At 41.3% G+C, this 20,318-nt stretch carries 17 protein-coding genes; 12 read left to right on the forward strand and 5 right to left on the reverse strand.

Annotated elements, in window-relative coordinates; translation table 11 throughout:
- The first annotated feature begins 181 nt into the window (after positions 1-181).
- The 7 genes from katE to F995_RS07325 all read left to right on the forward strand — a co-directional run bounded on the left by katE (position 182) and on the right by F995_RS07325 (position 7,158).
- Positions 182-2,305, forward strand: coding sequence for a catalase HPII (gene katE / locus F995_RS07295; protein ID WP_004646200.1), 2,124 nt, complete (start codon positions 182-184; stop codon positions 2,303-2,305).
- Between the two features lie 71 nt (positions 2,306-2,376).
- Entirely contained in the window at positions 2,377-2,586 is a 210-nt protein-coding gene (locus F995_RS07300) for a hypothetical protein (RefSeq protein WP_004646201.1), read from the forward strand.
- Positions 2,587-2,634: 48 nt separating this feature from the next.
- The gene (locus tag F995_RS07305; protein WP_004646202.1) at positions 2,635-3,621 is read left to right on the forward strand and encodes a hypothetical protein; all 987 of its coding nucleotides are present in this window, start codon (positions 2,635-2,637) and stop codon (positions 3,619-3,621) included.
- The gene (locus F995_RS07310) at positions 3,609-4,394 is read left to right on the forward strand and encodes a PIG-L deacetylase family protein (RefSeq protein WP_004646203.1); all 786 of its coding nucleotides are present in this window, start codon (positions 3,609-3,611) and stop codon (positions 4,392-4,394) included. The genes F995_RS07305 and F995_RS07310 overlap by 13 nt, the downstream gene beginning before the upstream one ends.
- Entirely contained in the window at positions 4,384-4,998 is a 615-nt protein-coding gene (locus F995_RS07315) for a class I SAM-dependent DNA methyltransferase (RefSeq protein WP_004646204.1), read from the forward strand. The genes F995_RS07310 and F995_RS07315 overlap by 11 nt, the downstream gene beginning before the upstream one ends.
- Positions 4,995-5,708 carry a glycosyltransferase family 2 protein gene (locus F995_RS07320; RefSeq protein ID WP_004646205.1) on the forward strand — a complete coding sequence of 238 codons (714 nt, stop codon included), beginning with the start codon at positions 4,995-4,997 and terminating at the stop codon, positions 5,706-5,708. Before F995_RS07315 ends, F995_RS07320 begins: the two co-directional genes overlap by 4 nt.
- A gap of 205 nt (positions 5,709-5,913) precedes the next feature.
- A complete protein-coding gene (locus F995_RS07325; protein ID WP_004646206.1) occupies positions 5,914-7,158 on the forward strand; it encodes an MFS transporter in 1,245 nt (414 codons plus the stop codon).
- Between the two features lie 27 nt (positions 7,159-7,185).
- Here F995_RS07325 and F995_RS07330 read toward each other — a convergent pair whose 3' ends face one another.
- The 3 genes from F995_RS07330 to F995_RS07340 form a co-directional block, all read right to left on the reverse strand.
- Entirely contained in the window at positions 7,186-8,619 is a 1,434-nt protein-coding gene (locus F995_RS07330; RefSeq protein WP_004646208.1) for an alpha,alpha-trehalose-phosphate synthase (UDP-forming), read from the reverse strand.
- Positions 8,576-9,457 (reverse strand): trehalose-phosphatase, encoded by an 882-nt coding sequence (gene otsB, locus F995_RS07335; RefSeq protein WP_004646209.1) that lies wholly within the window; start codon positions 9,455-9,457, stop codon positions 8,576-8,578. Before otsB ends, F995_RS07330 begins: the two co-directional genes overlap by 44 nt.
- A gap of 1,054 nt (positions 9,458-10,511) precedes the next feature.
- Complete coding sequence (locus tag F995_RS07340; protein WP_004646210.1) at positions 10,512-10,706, reverse strand: hypothetical protein; 195 nt, start codon at positions 10,704-10,706, stop codon at positions 10,512-10,514.
- 502 nt (positions 10,707-11,208) lie between these two features.
- Between F995_RS07340 and sbmA the strand changes: the two genes are divergently transcribed.
- The 5 genes from sbmA (at position 11,209) to F995_RS07365 (ending at position 17,284) form a co-directional block, all read left to right on the forward strand.
- Positions 11,209-12,402, forward strand: coding sequence for a peptide antibiotic transporter SbmA (gene sbmA, locus F995_RS07345; protein WP_016806899.1), 1,194 nt, complete (start codon positions 11,209-11,211; stop codon positions 12,400-12,402).
- A 688-nt stretch (positions 12,403-13,090) separates the two neighbouring features.
- Positions 13,091-14,056 (forward strand): hypothetical protein, encoded by a 966-nt coding sequence (locus tag F995_RS07350; RefSeq protein WP_004646213.1) that lies wholly within the window; start codon positions 13,091-13,093, stop codon positions 14,054-14,056.
- A 277-nt stretch (positions 14,057-14,333) separates the two neighbouring features.
- Entirely contained in the window at positions 14,334-14,855 is a 522-nt protein-coding gene (locus F995_RS07355) for a hypothetical protein (protein WP_004646214.1), read from the forward strand.
- A gap of 77 nt (positions 14,856-14,932) precedes the next feature.
- Positions 14,933-15,328 (forward strand): lysozyme inhibitor LprI family protein, encoded by a 396-nt coding sequence (locus tag F995_RS07360; protein WP_004279354.1) that lies wholly within the window; start codon positions 14,933-14,935, stop codon positions 15,326-15,328.
- A 501-nt stretch (positions 15,329-15,829) separates the two neighbouring features.
- The gene (locus F995_RS07365) at positions 15,830-17,284 is read left to right on the forward strand and encodes an HNH endonuclease (protein ID WP_004646215.1); all 1,455 of its coding nucleotides are present in this window, start codon (positions 15,830-15,832) and stop codon (positions 17,282-17,284) included.
- Positions 17,285-17,315: 31 nt separating this feature from the next.
- Here F995_RS07365 and gatB read toward each other — a convergent pair whose 3' ends face one another.
- Both gatB and gatA read right to left on the reverse strand, forming a co-directional pair.
- A complete protein-coding gene (gene gatB / locus F995_RS07370) occupies positions 17,316-18,797 on the reverse strand; it encodes an Asp-tRNA(Asn)/Glu-tRNA(Gln) amidotransferase subunit GatB (protein ID WP_004646216.1) in 1,482 nt (493 codons plus the stop codon).
- The gene (gatA, locus tag F995_RS07375) at positions 18,797-20,275 is read right to left on the reverse strand and encodes an Asp-tRNA(Asn)/Glu-tRNA(Gln) amidotransferase subunit GatA (protein ID WP_004646217.1); all 1,479 of its coding nucleotides are present in this window, start codon (positions 20,273-20,275) and stop codon (positions 18,797-18,799) included. The genes gatB and gatA overlap by 1 nt, the downstream gene beginning before the upstream one ends.
- Positions 20,276-20,318 lie beyond the last annotated feature (43 nt).

Consider the following 20,318-nt stretch of genomic DNA (forward strand, 5'->3'; position numbering starts at 1 on the left):
AATGCTTCGAGTCAGCATATTCAGAATTCAGAAGAAATATGAGGCTGATACAGGATCGGCTGTAGCAGATTGACTTGCGGGATGAGTTTGATTGGTCAAGCCATGCAACATATCAGCTCAAGCGACTTTGAGATAGACCAAAAATATCTGCACTAAACTCAAGCTCAGCAAGGAATACATCATGAAAATTAAGGCCAATAGCCCCGCGACTGGTAAAGACGGTTTAGACAAACAAAATACCAATAAAAAAAGTGAGCAGCTCGACGCATATCGCAGTGATGCGACCGAGCAGGCACTCACCACCAATCAAGGGGTTAAAATTTCCGATAACCAGAACAGTCTCAAGGCAGGGGTTCGCGGTGCGACCTTGATCGAAGATTTTATTCTTCGGGAAAAAATTACCCATTTTGACCATGAGCGAATTCCAGAACGTATTGTGCATGCCCGCGGTGTCGGCGCACATGGCTATTTTGAGGCTTATCCGGGGAATGAAAAACTGACCAAGGCAGGCTTCCTGACTAATACCAGTGTACAAACGCCAGTATTTGTGCGTTTTTCTACCGTACAGGGCCCGCGTGGTTCAGCAGATACGGTACGTGATATTCGTGGTTTTGCGACCAAGTTTTATACTGAAGAAGGTAACTTTGATTTAGTGGCGAATGATGCCCCAGTATTCTTTATTCAGGATGGGATCAAGTTCCCGGATTTTGTACATGCGGTCAAACCTGAACCTCAGACCGAGATTCCTACTGGTGCATCTGCACATGATACTTTTTGGGATTTTGTTTCCTTAGTGCCTGAATCTGCACATGCGGTGATGTGGGCCATGTCGGATCGGGGTATTCCACGTAATTTAAGAGCCATTCAAGGCTTTGGTGTGCATACTTTCCGTTTTATCAATACCGAGAATAAAGCGGTTTTTGTGAAATTCCACTGGACGCCAAAACAGGGTCTCGCCCAACTGGTCTGGGATGAAGCACAAAAACTGGCGGGTAAAGATCCGGATTTCCATCGTCGTGACTTATATGAAGCGATTGCATCCGGTAACTATCCGGAATGGGAGCTTGGTGTACAGGTCGTTCCAGAAGAAGATGAGATGAAGTACGACTTCGACTTGCTGGATCCAACCAAAATTATTCCGGAAGAACTGGTGCCGGTGACACCGATTGGCAGAATGGTACTTAACCGTAATGTTGATTATTTCTTCGGTGAAACCGAGCAGGTAGCATTCTGTCCGGGACATATTGTGCCAGGACTGGATTTTACCAATGATCCATTATTACAAGCACGTCTGTTTTCCTATACCGATACCCAGCTTAGCCGTTTAGGTGGTCCAAATTTCCACCAGATTCCAATCAACAAGCCGGTTTGTCCATTCCACAATAACCAGCGTGATGGTTTACATCAGCGTATTGTACATACTGGTCAAGCCAGTTATGAGCCGAACTCGATTGACAATAACTGGCCGGCTGAAACCCCGCCAGCAGCACAAGGCGGTGGTTTTGAAAGCTATCAGGAACGTATTGATGGACACAAGATCCGTCAGCGTAGCGAATCATTCAGTGATCACTTTAGTCAGCCCCGTCTTTTCTATCGCAGCCAGACGCCGCATGAGCAAAAGCATATTGTCGATGCCTATGTCTTCGAGCTGAGCAAGGTGGAGCGCAAATATATTCGTGAGCGTGAAGTGCTTGAAGTGCTCTGCAATATCGATCTGGATTTGGCACAGCAGGTTGCTGACCAATTGGGTATTGAAATTCCAGCAGAGAAAAAAGCAGCAAAATTGCCAGAGGTGCAGATTTCACCACGCTTATCTTTCGAGGCATTCAAACCTGAAGATATTAAGGCACGCAAAATTGCGCTACTGGTGCACGACAAGGCCAATGAGGCGAGTATCAAAGCTGTTCAAGCCTGGGCAGAATCAGAAGGTGCTGTGGTCGATGTACTGACCCCAAAACCGGGTCCGGTACTGGGTCTGCAAGGTGGGGTGATTCCTTCCGATGGTATGCAAAAAGCCGAGCCATCCATCGCCTATGATGCTGTGGTGATTGCTGACGGTGATAATTACGATGTGGTGATGAAAGATGGTGTGGCGACTCATTATCTGCTGGAAGCCTACAAGCATTTAAAACCAATCGTGTTCCTGGGCGATAAAGGCAAGCTGATTGAACATTTACGCTTGGTTAGCGATGAAGGAACTCTGGCAAACGGACAGTTTGCAGCAGTACAAGATAGCTTCAAGACTTTGATCCTGAACCATCGTGTCTGGGCGCGTGAAGCGATTGCAGAAGCAATTCCTGCCTAAACGATCTAATTTATATTTTAGAGGATAGAGGCTCCGGCTTCTATCCTGATGGTTTTAAAATGGATGAAGAGATGGTGAGACCGGATGTCAAAAAGTTGTTGGCTCAAGCACAACAAACCAAATGGAGCAGAGAGCAGGATATCTATCTCATTGAGCATAATCATTTGCCTCTAACTGAACTGATGCAGCAACTCTGTTTCAATGAAGAAGAGATTAATACACGGCGTAAGGTATTAGGGCTGACCACACGTTTAAAACAAATGCGCAAGCTTTCTCATTAACTGACTTTAAAAACACAACAACATTATCCGTATTTTATGAGGAACCGCATGCAGAACCTCGGTTCAATATTACAAAGATTTGAAAACTCTCCTCTGGAGCTACAAGAAAAAATTCAGCACACTTTAATGGAACTGGTGGCGATTTCCGATCAGGTGCCTTATCCCGCTTCCGGAGCCACCTTAAAACGCTGGCAGATGCTTAGTCAGGTTTCGGCAAGCAATCTGAGCCTAGGCAAATTGTTTGAATCCCATCTGGACGCCTTGGCCATTTTGCATGAATTGAATATTCCGGTAGAACAAAAAGGCCTATGGGCAGTATGGGCGGCAGAAGGTGGACCCAAACCTTTAACATTGCAAGCAGGAAAGCTAAGCGGAATTAAGCCTTGGTGTTCTGCATCGGTCTGGGTGCAACACGGTCTGCTGACTCACCGTGATGAGCAGCAACAATCCCAATTACTGATTCTAGATTTGTCGCAAGAAGGCATTCAGCATCATCAGGATGCCTGGCAGGCAGTGGGCATGCAGCATACCGTGACTGCCCGGCTGGAACTGGATCAGGTCGAGGTAGAAAAAGTCGCAGCTCCGGATGCCTATCTGGATCGGCCCGGATTCTGGCACGGTGCCGCAGGTGTGGCTGCGTGCTGGTATGGCGCAACCGTGCGTTTGGCTGAATATTTAAGGCAGACGTTCTTGCTCAAACCGCATGCCTATAAAGCCATGTATCTCGGTGAAATTAGTCGGGAGCTTTTAGCGACACAGTCCTTATTTTATCAAGTTGCTGAATTGATTGATCAGCAACCGCAACACGCACATGAGTTAAAGATTCGTAGCCTACGTGCTCAGGTGGAAGCGACTGCCTTAAATGTACTAACTCATGTAGGTAAGGCACTTGGTGCTGGGCCGTATTGTGAGCATCCGCATTTCGCTCGGCTTGCAGCAGATCTTCCGGTATTTATTCGTCAAAGTCATGCTGCATTTGACTTGGAGCGGATTGGCGAGCTGACTGCACAGGAGGAACAATTATGGACGTTATAAGACATGAGATTGTAGGGGATCGTGTCATCCATGGTGAAGGCACAAGACTTGAAGAATGGCGTTCCTGTCAGATCCTGCAACAGATGCCGGAATTTGATATTCCTAAGGTTATTCCTCTAGATGCCAGAGTCTGCATCATTGCCCCTCATCCTGATGATGAAATTTTGGGCTGTGGAGGCCTGATTCAGCGTCTGGACAAACTTGGCTATCAGATCATACTTTTTGCCGTTACCAATGGGACAGCCAGTCATCCCGGCTCTAGTCTGTATACTCCCGAAGAGTTGAACCAGATTCGTCCTGCTGAAACGCGAGCAGCTTTAGAAGCGTTACCTTTAAAACAGAATATTTTGCGGATCGCTTTAGATATTCAAGATGGCAAGGTGGCCGAACAGCGGGATGTGTTGCAACAGCACCTGCAATCTTATCTGCAACCGAATGATGTGTTAATTAGCACATTTGTTCATGATGGACATCCAGATCATGAAATTACGGGGCAGGTCACACAGCAGCTGGCCACTGAGCTTAATTTAACCTGTATTCAGGTCCTGATTTGGGCATGGCATTGGGCAACACCTGGAGATACCAGAATTCCCTGGACCGTCGCTCATCAACTCAAATTAACTGAGGAAGAATTACAATATAAGTCTCGAGCTGCGCGGTGTTTTAAGAGCCAGATCGAGCTTGATCCGACAATAGATGAATCACCGATTCTGCCAGAGCAGGCATTGCAACGTATTTTACAGCCCTGGGAGGTATATCTGTATGAACAGTAAAGCAGCCTATGATCAGGAATATTTCGATGCCTTATATGCACTGAATCAGGGAGACCCCTGGCAATATGAACAGCGTTGGTATGAACAGCGCAAACGGCAGATTTGTCTGGCGGTCTTGCCAAGCTTGCAGTTTGACTCCGCGATTGAAATTGGTTGCAGTAACGGCATCTTCAGTCAGGAACTGGCGCAGCGGACAAATAGCTTAATGTGTCTGGATGCCAATGATACTGCGATCCACTTGGCACAGCAGCGTCTACAAGCTTATCAGCATGTACAGGTTCTACAGCATATCGTACCAGATGAGTTGCCCAAACAAAAATTTCAGCTCATTGTCGTCAGTGAGATTTTATATTATCTGAACCTGACTGCACTGCAACAGGTGCTGACATGGTTGCATACTGCGCTGGAACCGGGCGGATGTATCTTGAGTTGTCATTGGCGCGCGCCGATCTCGGGATTTAGCTTAAATGGTGAAGATGTCCATCAGTATCTCAAAGCGCATTTAAACTATGCACATCGTTTAAGCTTGCAGGACTCCGATTTTTTGATAGATCTGTGGCTGAATTCAGCGCAATCCGTAGCAGAGCAGGAGGGCTTAAGATGAAAAAAATCGGTGTGGTAATTCCGGCCTGTAATGAAGAAGCCTATATCGAACGCTGCCTGTTAGCCTTAAAATCAGCACAAACTTATTTTTTTCAATACTTTAAAACAATAGAAAATCTTCCTGAAATTCATATTCTCGTGGTCTTGGACCATTGTACCGATAGCACCGCACTTAAAGTTCAGCAAATGAACATTCCGGCTATGAGCTGCGACTTCCGAAATGTCGGTAAGGCACGCCATTTGGGGATTCAGCAAATGATCGAGCAGGGCTGTGACTGGATTTGCTGTACCGATGCCGATTCATTCGTACAGTGTGACTGGTTTCAGATGATGTTACAGCATCAACCCACCGATGCGATTTGTGGTGTGGTTGAGCTGGATCAATGGGATCATTTAAGCCGGAAAACCCGTCAGGCTTATCTCCGACATTATCAGGACAGCATGGGACATCGGCATGTTCATGGCGCAAACCTGTGTTTTAAAGCTTCGGCTTATATACAGGTCAATGGGTTTCAGCAACTGGACTGTCATGAAGATGTCGATTTCATCCGTCGTTTAGAAAAAGCTGACGCGCAGATTGTCTGGTCGAATCAGCTGAGAGTCACTACCAGCAGTCGTCTTAGCTCAAAAATTGCTGCAGGTTTTGCCCATTTTCTGCAAAAACTTGAGCTTAAGCAGGCCGCGAAAAAACCGATCAGCCTGTGCAAATAAAAGCATAAAACTATAAATTTTATACAATCAGACACTTGTAAAAAATCTTAAAATTCGTGTCTAAAAACTATTCCATTTAAATTTATTCTGTTTATAATTCACGCAAATTCAGCCCCGCAAACTTATACATTCTAGCTATAAGTCTGTGGGGTTTTTCTATGGATGAACGGTAATGGATGCCTGAGCCTTCTTTTTTGGTAATACAATGTTCAATCAAACACTGCTTTCTCGAATTCAGTCTCCATCACCATATCTATGGCAGAAAATAGCGACTGCGTTATGCTTCTTTAGCTTGGGCTTTAGTACTGCGGCTTGGGCACCCTTAATTCCATATGCACAGCAGCGCCTGTTATTAAATCATGCTGATTTTGGCCTGTTATTGCTGTGTGCCGGAATCGGTTCAATGCTGGCGATGCCGCTGGCCGGTCGACTGGCCAATGCCTTGGGTTGCCGTGCTGTTTTGGCCGTAATTCTCAGTGCATTTTTATTTATTTTGCCTGCTCTGGCTTATAGTCCGAATCATTTAATGATGGCAATCAGCCTGTTTTTCTTTGGTGCCAGTGCCGGTGCTTTGGGCGTGACTGTCAATATCCAGGCTGCACAGATTGAGAAAAAACTCGGTAAAAGTTTAATGTCGGGTTTTCATGGAGTGTGTAGTTTAGGTGGTCTGGCAGGCGTACTGGGCATGACCATGTTAATGGGACTTGGCTTGGCGCCTTTAACCGGTGCGGTGATTGTCAGTGTAATTTTGCTGCTTATTGCCTTATTCGCTGTTCCTTTAAGTTTGGGTGCTGAGCCAAAAACAGCGGTAGAAGAAACATCACCAGAACAACCGGTAAAAAAAGCAGCACCGACCTGGGCAATTTTAGGTATTGGTCTGATCTGTTTTGTGGCTTTCCTTTCGGAAGGTGCCGCCATGGACTGGAGTGGTATTTATCTTGCTACTGAGTTCAGCCTGCCTGCGGCGCAAACCGGTTTGGCTTATAGTTTCTTTGCGGGTTTGATGGTGTTGGGACGTTTTAGCGGTCACTTGATTATTCAGCAGTTTGGTGAAAAAAATACAATTCTATTAAGCGCACTCTTGGCTGCAACCGGTTTATTAACCGTGGTTTTTGCCCCAGTCTGGCAGGTGGTATTGGTAGGTTATGCGATTTTAGGTTTAGGTAGTGCCAATATTGTACCGCTGATGTTTTCCCGTGCAGGACGTCAGAAAACTTTGGCTTCACATGTGGCATTGTCTTATGTATCGGTATTTGCCTATACAGGTTCATTGATTGGACCGGCATTGGTTGGCTTCGGTAGTGAAATCATCGGATTGAGCTTAGTATTTAGCGTGATTGCGATTGGTCTATTGAGTATTGTGATTTTGAATCATTTCACTGCAGACCCAAGCGAAGTACAACAAAGCGAAGAGATTGTGGCTCCTCTTCAAAATGAAACACCAGCTTAATGCTGGTGTTTTTTTTTACTTAAAAATTTAGGCATGCATACTGAACTGGTTTGAAACTCCTGCAGCCACCGGACGATAGATCCGCAAGCTTTGTGAGTTTTTCAGGTCAGTAATAAACTGATCACGCCAGCGAATAATATCGAAATTTTTCAAGCCTTGGCTTAAATAACGATAGCGCTCTAAACGTTCTGATTTAGACATGCGCAGCGCCTTCTTCAAAGCTTTAGCCATACTGTCATGCTCATAAGGATCGACCAGTAAGGCTTCTTTCATTTGTTCAGCAGCACCGGCATATTTAGATAGAATCAAGACACCCGGATCTAAAGGATCCTGTGCAGCAATATATTCCTTGGCGACCAGATTCATACCATCCCGGATCGAATTTACCCAGCAAATATCAGCCTTACGATACAGTTGCATCAAGGCTTCATGACCCAAGGTGTCATAGCTGCAATCAAAGGGTAACCAGTCCGTTGTGCCATGCTGGCTATTGAGTTCATGCACGGCAGCTTTAAATTGCGTATACAGGTTCTTATAGGTTTTTACATCCAGTCGGCATGGGCAGGCAATTTGTAATTGCTGGAATTGATTTTTAAACTCCGGTTGATCTTCCAGCAAGCTCTGCAACGATCCGATTTTCTCCAATAAGCCTTTACTATAATCAATCCGGTCAACTGAAATGATGGTTTTATAAGGCTGCACTGTATCCAGATCAAAGGGAAGCTTTTCCAGATGGGTATCTGAGGCCTGATTCTGTAGTTGCACAGGATGCACACCAATCGGATAGCATTTCACATGAATCTTTCGAGATTGATAATTCAGGATTTCATTGTGACGATGCTGCACTTTTAAGGTCTGTTCAAGGAAATTTAAACAGTTTTCCTGATCGCGAGAGGTCTGCAAACCCAGTACATCGTAGTTGGCCAAATGATGTGCCAAATCGCGATGGGCGGGTAAAGTCTGCCAGAGCCTTAGTTCAGGAAAGGGAATATGCAGGAAAAAGCCAATACGGTTACGCATGCCCAGTTTACGGCAATAATGCGCCACGCTTAAAAAATGATAATCATGGATCCAGATAATATCATGTGGAGATGCTACCTGTTTCAGGTGCTTGGCAAAGCGTAAATTGACATCCTGATAGATCTTAAAATCCTGCGGCTGATAATCTACAAGTTGATGCTGATCGTGCATCAGTGGCCATAATGCATTGTTGGCAAAACCACAATAAAAACCTTGATATTGGGATTCAGTCAATGGACTCGTGTGATATTCAACATTTTGATGCTTCAGGATTTGAAACTTCTGCTCTTTCGTCTGGTCAACTCGGGATCCATTCCAGCCAACCCAGATACCGCCTATATCCTGCAAAGCATCCTGCAATGCCACCGCTAATCCACCTGCCTGGGTATTGTCTGACTTAGGTAGATTTACACGATTTGATAACACTATGAGTTTCGACATGTAATTTCTCCAATAATAATTGTTGTTGTGCTTTCAGTATTTCTAGAAATTCTGCTAGAAAAGCCTGTACTTGAGTCACGTTTTCGAGGCGATGTTGTGCCACGGTGTTGCCTGTACCGACTTTGATAGAGCAGCCTTTGAATGTGTTGATGACTTGAAAACCGGCTTCGTCGGTCAGGTCATCTCCGATAAAAATGGGGTAATGATCACTTAAGTGATATTGCTGAATGATTTGCTGGATGGCTGAACCTTTATTTGCCCCTTTGGGCACCAGTTCGAATACAAACTTTCCAGCCTTAAGTTCAAAATCCTGAAAATGAGTAAGACAATTCAAGGCAAATGCATGCACTTGATGCTCTAAATAGGGATGTTCACGAAAATGCAGGGCGACTGAATAGTCTTTAATTTCTATTCGAGTCTGAGGAATATTATTACTATGTTCTGTAATATAATTTTTTAATAATTCAAACTGTTCAGGATTTAAATCAATTAACTTGCTTAAACGCGATTGATAGCTTAATTCCAGACCGTGAGAACCGGCAATATTCCAGTCAAATGGATAAATAAGTTTTTGGGCTTGTGCAATTGAGCGACCGGTCACTAATATTAGCTGAATATATTGTTGTAACTCTTTTAAGGTATTTAAGGTTCCGCTCTTAATTATACTTTTTGCTGGATCTGGGTGGAATTCAGAAATGGTTCCATCAATATCAATAAATAAAACAAGTTTGTGAGAATAAATAATAGGTTTGAGCTGATTTAAAATCACTTGAGGTAATATATAAGAAGATGTAGCAAGTGAATCTTCTAGGTCTTGATCTTCTTTGAGAATCGACATAAATACTACCTAAGCCTCTGAAATTAAATTGATTTAAAAGTTAAAATTACCTGAATGATCATTGATCTGATTAAATTTATAACATATTTCATTTAACAGACTGGCTTTAAGTGCAGAAACGAAACACTTTTAACAAGTACAGTTACTTTGTAAGATTTAGAAATATTTTGGTAGAAATCCAGTATTGTTAATAAATTTTAAAAATAAATTATGAGAATTTTATATTTTAAGATTTTCTTGGATTGATTGTTTTTCAGGATTTTAAATAATAAGATTTATTATTTAATCTTTATTTTTGAATATGTATTTTTTAATTAATTTTTTAGAATATAGTATTTATTATTAATTTATTTTTTTATTTTTAAATATATGAGGGAGATGTAATTTTGAGATCTTTTTAAATAGAATAATCTAAATAAATTTATAAATCAGGTATATATAATTAAAATATTTAACTTAAGTTTATGAAAATTAATAATTTTTAAGATTGGCTGAGCTGTCTTAAAAGAAAAAATACTAATATTGGCTAGAGGGAAATTTCGTATTATCAAATTTTCTTGGGACCAATTGCAGAGCTATACAATTTAAACAGCCTCTTAATTTAGCATCTCAGATTAATTTTTAAATCTTATTGATGAATTTTATCAAAGGATAAAAAAACGAAGCAAGACGAATATCATTTCTATGACTAACGCTGAAAATAATTTGAATATTCTTCTTTGAATCAAAGCGTAGTATATTAGATGAAGTTGCGCTAAACAAAGATGAGAGATTTAAACGTGGTATGGTCATCACAGAGCAGATACAAAACCGGAAAAATAGAGAATTAATGATCTTATATAGACCGAAAAAATTAGAGAAGTTTCAATTAATTTTTTGCTCAAATGGATGAGTCAATTTAACAGCAGTAAATGATGAGAGAAAAGGGAAGAAATAATTTCTTGAAAAAATAATGAAAGAGCAATTAAAGTAGAGAGAAGCTCAGGGTCGTATCATATAAAGTTAAGAAACCAAACTCAGATACAACCCGTCTATTTGCATGAAAGAAAAATACTCAGATTTCTCGCCACACTTCATTTTCGTCTTTTAACGGAATGGTAAAGTTAAAATCATCATCATTACTGACCAGAAGACTGGTTGGAGTCTGCATGACCACTTTCAAAACAGTACCTGCTTCAAAACTAATAGGGGCGCAGTTTTCTTTTTCTAGAGTCACCGGTTTAAGTAATTCAATTACCGAACTTTCCATAGTTTTTTCCAAAATAAGATTACTTTTCGATAATTAAATCATAGCATGATTTTTGAAAATTTAACTGTTTCTTCAAAAACTGAGAACTTGATCAATGACTTATTCAAATAGGGAGAAGTGCTCTATTTAGATTAAAGATACCTAGAAGACATGCAGTATGGCTGATTTTCATCCTATTCTCGCAGTGCTCGGAAGCATAAGGCTCTTTTACATAAACCCGACAGATAACAGGCATAAAAATTTTATCAAAATAACGAAAGGTCAAAAACATGATGATTTTTCTGTTTTTTGGTATCGCTCTACTGAATGATAAAAATCGAGAATATAAGGAAAATCATAACGCAGAGCTGAATGATAAAAATAAGTTTCTAGAGACTTGATATCCTTCTATCCTTTTTTACACTAAATTGAAAATTAATGCTTTATAACAGTAAAAATCTAAAATAAGAATAAACTAGGCGTCATTTGGATGACCAAGAGACATAAGGAGAACTGGGTCGGTATGTTTAAGTCATTTTTCCCGCAACCCATCTGGTTTTTTAGCAGCCTGATTTTATGGTTTATCATTAATCTTGTGCTTTGGCATAGTGGCGGATCAGGATGGGGAACCTATCTGGGTTTTCCTGAAAATTATTTTGATGAAAAGCTTACAATCGGTATCGGGCGTTTCTGGTCAGCTCAATTCATCTGGTTCTATCTCTGGTATTTCATTGCAACTACGATATTTGCGCTGTTCTGGCAATGGAAAGCCAGACACCGATGGCAGCGCTGGTCGGTCTGGGGCTCGGCATTTATTCTGTTTAATATCTGGTTCGGGGTACAGGTCAATGTCGTATTAAACGAATGGTATAGCCCGTTTTATGATCAGATTCAACAAATGCTCACTAAGGGTGGTGGGGATGTTTCATTGCTGTATCAAGGCGCATTAACCTTTATTTATATTGCGATGGTTTATGTCACTTTAGCGGTATTTAACCTGTTTTTTGTCAGCCATTATGTCTTCCGCTGGCGTACCGCGATGAATGATTATTACACCGCACATTGGGAGCAGTTACGTCATATTGAAGGTGCATCACAACGTATCCAGGAAGATACCATGCGCTTTGCCAAAACCACGGAGCAGTTAAGTGTTTCCTTGATCGAAGCGCTGATGTTGCTGATGGCATTCCTGCCGATCTTATATCAGCTCTCTAGTCATGTGAAAGTTTTACCGATTGTAGGGGAAATACCGCATGCTTTAATGTGGGCCTCGATCGGCTGGGCGGTATTGGGTACGGTCATTTTAATGGTCGTGGGAATGAAATTGCCCGGACTGGAGTTCAATAACCAGAAAGTTGAGGCAGCCTATCGTAAAGAGCTGGTCTATGGCGAAGACTATGCTGATCGCGCACATCCGCTGACATTACAAGAACTGTTTAGCCGGGTACGCTGGAATTATTTCCGGTTATATTTTCACTATGCTTATTTCAACATGGTTCGGATCTGGTACTTGCAGTTAGACAATATTTACGGATTATTTATTCTGTTTCCAAGTATTGCAGCAGGGGCAATTACTCTTGGTTTGATGATGCAAATCCTGAATGTATTTGGCAAAGTGCGGGAATCTTTCCAGTATCTGATTCTGTCTTGGCCGACGATTATTGAACTGATGTCGATCTATAAACGCTTAAAAGCATTTGAATCACATATTGATTAATTTTTTCTCATATTATTATCCTGCTTTATCAGCCAAACAGTTTTAGGTTTGGCTTTTTTTAGGGCGAGTTAATTTACAAAATCCAATGGAAAATATCGATCTGACCGTTGGTCAGATGACTTGGGTAAATCGTGTCAGAACCTCCCAATATTGGGGTATTCAGATATTTTTTTCTTGTCTAAAATCCTAAGGGCCAGCCAAGATGGCGTTTAATTTCCGGTGGTTTGACGTATAAAAATAACAAATGTACGTTGAGGAAATTATTCTTATGCTGATCTTGTTCAGGCAATGTTATAGCGGATAAAAGGTAAATTTATTACCCATTATAATAAAGGTCTGTAGCGTTCCCTGAATAAGCCGCCGGAGAAGGACTCACCGCCTTCTTCGGTTTTTTATGTGTTTTTTCTATCTTTTTCTTGAGTCCTGAATGGAATTGTTTATTATTTGAACTGATTTAAAAATGATACTTGTGTCAATTTTTATCACATGAAGCTTGGCATAATCAGCAAAGTTGAGGCTGATATGTGCCTTTTTACCATTTAAATATTATAGTTATCAATATCTTGTGTTTGTTGTTTTGTGCTATTTAAGCTATGTTATACGGGATTTTGGGGTTGAGATATTTGCTGTGAAGCTAAAAGTAATAATTCTAATAATAGGGGCAGCAGCTTTAGCTGGATGTAATAGCGTGAATCGGTTGAAATCAGAGGTGTTACATCCTTTTGCCAGTCCGGAAGAACTAATTGCCAAACGGGCTTTGAATCAACGTGATGGTAGTGCAAAAGATTATGTTTATCTTTGGGGACAAGCTCAGAAAAATAACACGACTCAGGCCATGTATCCGCGTTCGATACTGACGCAATATTGTCATGAACAGGGTGGTAAATTTTCACTGCTGTATAAAAGTAATTTTAGTGCAGTGGCAGATGTTGCCCAGCGTAAACGCCTGAGTGCCAATCGGGGTGTTGTACAAGGTAGTGGTGCCTATCAGTGTCGTATGGATGACCTGACTGAAAGCTGGATTGTCTCGATTGAGCCAATTTCTGAACGACAAGTTGATAAAACTAGCCAGACACGTAGTGTTCGACTATTCACCCAGGTCATGAGTCTTTCTCAAGCAAAAAACTTTTATCGTCCAACTAAAGCCAGGGTTGCTGTGGAGAAAACCACACCTGCATCGATAAAAAGCACGACTTCTCCTAAGACTCCTGCCGCAAAGACGACAAATGAGCTGAAGGAATCAGCACGTAAAGAATTAGAGCGAAAGGAATTAGAAAGAAAAGAGCTTGAGAAAAAAGAAGCAGAGAAAAAGCAGCTAGCAGCGGCATCAGCTCGAGCTGCGGTAGCAGAAACACCGCAACAACATCAGATGAAAATCTATGTGGCAGCGCGACGTGATATTAATAGCGGTAAGAATCTGAATAATGCCTGTAACAACGCCCAGCGTGCCTATAACTATGGCAAATTGCAGGGCACAGAGGGAACACGTGTCTATACTGAATCAGGGATGCTGGTAGCGCGCTGTTTAACCAGTGTGCCGAGTTATAGCAGCCGTTTTTCCAATGCCAAAGGTCAGGCGGTAAAAATTTTGCAAAACCTGGCCAATAATTATAATCATGCCGGAGCAAAGAATATGCTCAGGCAGGTGAAGTAGGACTATTTTTTCCTTCTTAATCCATCCTCTTTCGAGCATCCTTAAAATACATTCTGAGGATGCTTTCACTCGCCTTTTTTTTAAAGTGGCGTCTTAAAAAATGCTGAACAGAGACGGGGATTTCTAATCTCAAACTCACATTTACACTCAATACACCTAATCAGATATCGGTCTTTTGCCCGTGGCTTGTGTATTGCCATAAATTACAGAGTAATAACACGGGCAAGGTGCGAGTCTATGATACAAAGTAGCTGATTGTTAAAAAAGAGATTCGCTTATGTCACGCCAAACTGAGGTTATCCGTCGCAGATTTACAGCTAAAATTCGGTGGGGATTAATGGCAATGGCCTTGATGGCTACCACCCAAATGGCTATTGCGGGGCCAACCGTCGAGCAGCTGAGTAACTGTCTGGTGAAATCCACCACGGCAGCAGATAAAACAACGGTGCTGCAATGGACCTTTGTTGCCTTATCTGCACATCCGGAATTGAAGAAATTCAGTAATGTGAATGAAGCACAAAGAACCCAGCTGGATAAAAATTTAGCCCAAGTATTGCAGCGTATATTGGTAGAGCAATGTTCTGCACAGACCAAAGCGGTAATTGCTGCGGAAGGCGTACAAGCGGTGGGTGACAGTTTTCAGGAACTTGGACGGATTACCGGTGAGGAAATTTTAGAAAATCCTGAAATGAAAAGTCAGCTTAAAGGTGTGCTGCGTTATGTGGATTTAAATAAACTGGTGGTCACTTTCTTGACACCGGATGTGTGGAATAAGTTGGGTGAGTTAAGAGGGAAATAACTGATTGAATGCATGCGTGCCAGGGTTCAATTATGGTATTTATTATGAATAACATAAATGAAAAGATAGGGGTTGTTATGTTCAAACGCACTGCTTTATTGGGTTTAAGTATGTTTATACTTCCTCCTGCGCTGTACGCAGGGGACAATGATTTGAGTCGGCAATACTCAAATTGTATGGATCGCTCAGGTGGCGTTACTGTAAATATGCTGGATTGTATTGCGGCCGAAACAGATCGCCAAGATACACGGTTAAATAATGCCTATAAACAGACGATGGCATCGCTGAATGCAAACCGTAAAAAACAGCTTCAAGAGGTTCAGCGTCTCTGGATTCGCTATCGTGATGCCAATTGCGATTTTTATGCCGACCCGAATGGAGGGACGATTGCAACTGTAAATAGCAATAGTTGTTACATGGAAGCGACTGCCGCACGTGCGACTGAATTAGAAAATTTAAGAGAAGAGTATTAATTTAAAAAAATCCTCTCCCTAGCCCTCATCCTTTCTTGCGCTTCATTTTAAAGCAGTGCTTTAAAACTTGCTCAGGAGAGGGAACCACGCGTATCAATTGATGACGTGGCAAGTCCTCCTTTGAAAAAGGGGGATTTGGGGGGATTAATGATTACAATAAATCAGGATAAAATTTCTCAAATTCTTTATTCACAGCTTCACCACGCAGCAAATAGCCTTTCGGTTGGATATAACTATAAATTTCTCGTGTAGGCTGTTCATGCCAACCAATGTTAAAGGCACAGAGTTTTGGAAAAAATTGTAGGTGACTGTAATTCAGATTGTTATGAATCCAATAAGCGAGTTGTTCCCAATTGGCTTGGTCTTTTTCATAGAGTTCTAAAAATGCAGGAACGACAATACATGCCGTTGCGCCATAACCTTTTGCATCAGGATAGTCCCATATATGATTGAAAATTTTCTTAAATTTATATTGTAAACTTGCCTTCTATTTTGATATTTATGAATTTTAATAACTTAATTTTTGGGCATGTCGTGCATATATGTTATTTGTGTGGATTAGAATTAATAAGCTTAAAAGGGCTTAAGCTAAGTAAAGAACAGAAAATTGAAAAGATAGAAAGTCTTAAAAATAAAGGACAATGTATAACGCATGAAGAACATATTATTCCTAATGCTTTAGGCGGATATCTGAAGTCAGAAGATGTACTATGTGAGGAGTGTGGGAGTAAGTTAAACGATTCTATCGATAAAAAATTTATAGAAAATTTTGATTTCTTGAAAAAACTATTAGATCTTAGAGTAGATCGTTCTTCAAACAAAAATAACCAAACAAAAGCTAAAGTTTATTTATCAAAGTTAAACATTATTTTAGATGTCATGTGGTCTAGTCAAAAGATAGAATGTTTTGGTGCGACTCATCATATAGATCAGAAAGAGAAAAAGCTTCATTTCTTTGGAAAAAAACAAAGAGTGGGAAAATATTTAAAAGAAAAAAGACTTGACTCATTAGGCTACAAGTTAATTATAAAAGAATTTCTAGAGTTGGAAAACGAGGATCGGATTTTTCCAAATTTTAATATTGAGAATCTTAATTTTAAACAAGAATTAGCGAAAATATGTGCAGGCTATGCAACAAAATTAGGTATAAAAAGAGATTTTTTGAATAGAATAATTGACTTTGAAAATCAAAACATTCTAGATAAATTGTGTGTAATTCCTTTTTATCCTTTTACTGAATTGGATATAGAGATTGAAAAGATAAAGTCAGAGTGCTACGAATACCCACATCATTTCTTATCATTATTTACTTTGCAATGTGAAGGACAGGAAGAAAAATTAATTTTTTGTTATGTTGAGTTATTCTCAACATTCCAATGGTATGTCTTATTGTCAGATAACTACACAGAAAATCAAATTTCTGAGGTTTATGCTCAACCTGTATTGTTTAAGGAATTTCAAGAGACAGACTTGGATTACAAACAAGGGAAATATTATTATGATCTTTTAAAGTATGGTGGTTATGACAAACTAACTTGGGACGATTTTAATGGAATGGATTATGAGGAGCAGAAACGGAAAGTTAATCATGTTATGGAGAGAACTAGATATGATTTCTATTACGAAAATTATTTAGATGCTATATTTACTCCGATAACTCATAATTTTTTTTTGAATAAAAATGATAAGTCTCTTAATCTAGGTTTTAATATTAAAGATCTTTATTTAAATGAATATGATGATGAAGGTGAATTAATATCAGAATCAGTGAATGTGAAGCAATATAGGATATTTTATGAAGATAACCTTCCTAGGAGAGAGAAAAAATTTTATGTATTTGAATCCTATAGACAAATGAAAGATAAAGAATTTTTAGAGAAATTAAAAATTTATAATCATACAAAATTTTTTCAGCTTCTAGATTTTATACAAAATAAAACTAAAAACCCGCTCTAAAGCGGGTTTTTTATTCCAAAATTAATCAGTCTCAACCAATCAACTTCTTCATCAATTCATTTACTTGAGCAGGGTTCGCTTTACCTTTTGCTGCTTTCATCACTTGACCAACTAGACCATTGAACGCTTTCTCTTTACCAGATTTATACTCTTCAACCATCTTCTCATTGGCAGCAAGCACGTCTTTAATAATCGCTTCAATCGCGCCTGTATCAGTTTCCTGTTTCAAGCCTTTTTCAGCAATAATCTCGTCCGCAGATTTGCCTTCTTCCCACATAAAGCCGAATACTTGCTTCGCGATCTTACCGTTAATTGTGTTGTCCACAATACGTGCAATCATACCACCAAGTTTTCCAGCTGATACAGGAGAATCAGCCAAATCTAGGCCTGCTTTGTTTAAAGCACCTGAGAATTCGCCCATCACCCAGTTTGCCGCAATCTTACCTTGTGCAGCGCCACCAGCAGCCTTAACCACCTCTTCGTAGAACTCTGACATTTCACGAGTCAATGTAAGCACGTGAGCATCGTACTCAGTCACACCAAAGTCAGTCACAAAACGCGCACGACGTGCCGCAGGAAGCTCAGGCATGGTTGCTTTAATTGCTTCGATTTGTTCGTCCGCAATCACTACAGGCAACAAGTCTGGGTCAGGGAAGTAGCGGTAATCGTTCGCTTCTTCTTTAGAACGCATTGAACGCGTTTCCATCTTTACAGGGTCGAACAGACGCGTTTCCTGATCAATGGTGCCATCCCAGTCCAGAATTTCCATTTGACGTTCAATTTCAACATTGATCGCCTGTTCAATGAAACGGAATGAATTCAGGTTTTTCAATTCACAACGTGTACCGAAAGGTTGACCCGGACGACGTAAAGACACGTTACAGTCACAACGGAACGAACCTTCCGCCATGTTACCGTCAGAAATGCCTAACCAGCGCACTAGCGTGTGAATCGCTTTAATGTATGCAACCGCTTCTTCAACTGAACGCATATCCGGTTCAGATACGATTTCAAGTAAAGGCGTACCTGCACGGTTCAAGTCGATGCCTGACATACCTTCGAACTGGTCATGGATCGATTTACCTGCATCTTCTTCAAGGTGCGCGCGCGTTACGCCAATGCGTTTAACCGTGCCATCTTCAAGTTGAATGTCGATATGCCCCAAGCCCACAATCGGGTTATCCATCTGGCTGATCTGATAACCTTTTGGAGAATCCGGGTAGAAGTAGTTCTTACGTGCAAATACAGATGCCTGGTCGATGTATGCATCGATGCCCAAACCAAAGCGAATCGCAAGATCAACTACTTCTTTGTTTAATACCGGCAATACGCCCGGCATAGCCAAATCAACCAGGCTGGCTTGCGTGTTTGGATCATTACCGAAAACAGTCGATGAACCTGAAAAAATTTTGGTATTGGTGGCAAGCTGAGTGTGAATCTCGATACCAATAACGACTTCCCAACCATCAATCAGGTTGGATTTTGGTTTAGCCGATTTTTGAGCTTGAGCCATTATGCGTTCTCCTCAGCAATTGCAGCGCGTTTTGTATGCCAATCGGTGGCCTGTTGATACTGGTGTACCACAGACAACAATTGAGATTCTGACCAGTAATTACCAATCAGCTGTAAGCCAACTGGCAAGTTATTTTGGTCAAAACCGACAGGCGCGTTAATCGCAGGAAGACCTGCCAGATTTACCGCAAGCGTATAAATATCGCCCAGGTACATTTCAACTGGCGTTAAATCTGCACCAATTTTATAGGCAGTCGTTGGCGCAGAAGGTGCTGCAATGACATCGACCGATTCAAATGCTTTAAGGAAATCTTGCTGGATCAGGCGACGTACTTTCTGTGCTTTTACATAGTAAGCATCGTAATAACCTGCAGACAGGGCATACGTACCAATCAGGATACGGCGTTGCACTTCTGCACCAAAACCTTCTGAACGTGAACGCTTGTACAGGTCCATCAGGTCCACAGGATTTTCTGCGCGATAGCCATAACGTACGCCATCAAAACGTGATAGGTTCGAAGAAGCTTCGGCAGGTGCGATCAGGTAATAAGTCGGAACATAGCTTTCAGTCATGTTGAGGTCGATCTCAACAAGCGTAGCGCCCATTTCTTCTAACTTTTTAAGTGATTCTTCGACACGTGCTTTAACATCTTCAGCTAGGCCAGCAACATTAAAATACTGTTTTGGAATACCAATGCGTAAACCTTTTACTGAGGTAGCGTTCAGGTTCGCGACATAGTTATCTACCACTTGATCCATTGAAGTTGAATCTTTGGCATCATGACCGGCCATGACATTCATCAGGTAAGCACAGTCTTCTGCAGAACGTGCCATTGGACCACCTTGGTCTAGTGATGATGCATAAGCAATCATACCGAAGCGCGATACACGACCGTAAGTCGGTTTAAGACCGGTCAGACCACAGAATGATGCAGGTTGACGGATTGAACCACCGGTGTCAGTACCAGTTGCAAATGGTGCCAAATCCGCTGCCACAGCTGCTGCAGAACCGCCTGAAGAACCACCAGGGACATGGCCCAGGTTCCAAGGGTTGGCAGTTGCGCCGTAATATGAGTTCTCAGAGGTCGAACCCATCGCGAATTCGTCCATGTTCACTTTACCCAAAGTGACCAGGCCCGCAGCTTTACCTTTCGCTACAACGGTTGCGTCGTAAGGAGAGATAAAATTGTCCAGCATTTTTGAACCGGCAGTGGTTTTAATGCCTTGGGTACAGAAAATATCTTTGTGGGCAACTGGCACACCAGTCAGGGCAGAGGCATTGCCAGCTTTGATTGCAGCATCGGCAGCATCAGCTTGAGCCAATGCCTGTTCAGCAGTCACGGTCACATAAGCCTTGACCTGTGCATCAATTTTTTCGATGCGTTTTAAATAGTGTTGAGTCAATTCGCGGGATGAAAATTGAGCATTTGCCAAACCTTCAGTCAGTTCACGAATGGATAAGCGGTGTAAATCTGTCATGAGAAATAATTCTTTACGTTTAATTTAATAAAAAGAATGAACT

The organism is Acinetobacter sp. CIP A162, assembly GCF_000367905.1.
In the GTDB taxonomy this organism is placed as follows: Bacteria; Pseudomonadota; Gammaproteobacteria; order Pseudomonadales; family Moraxellaceae; genus Acinetobacter; species Acinetobacter lwoffii.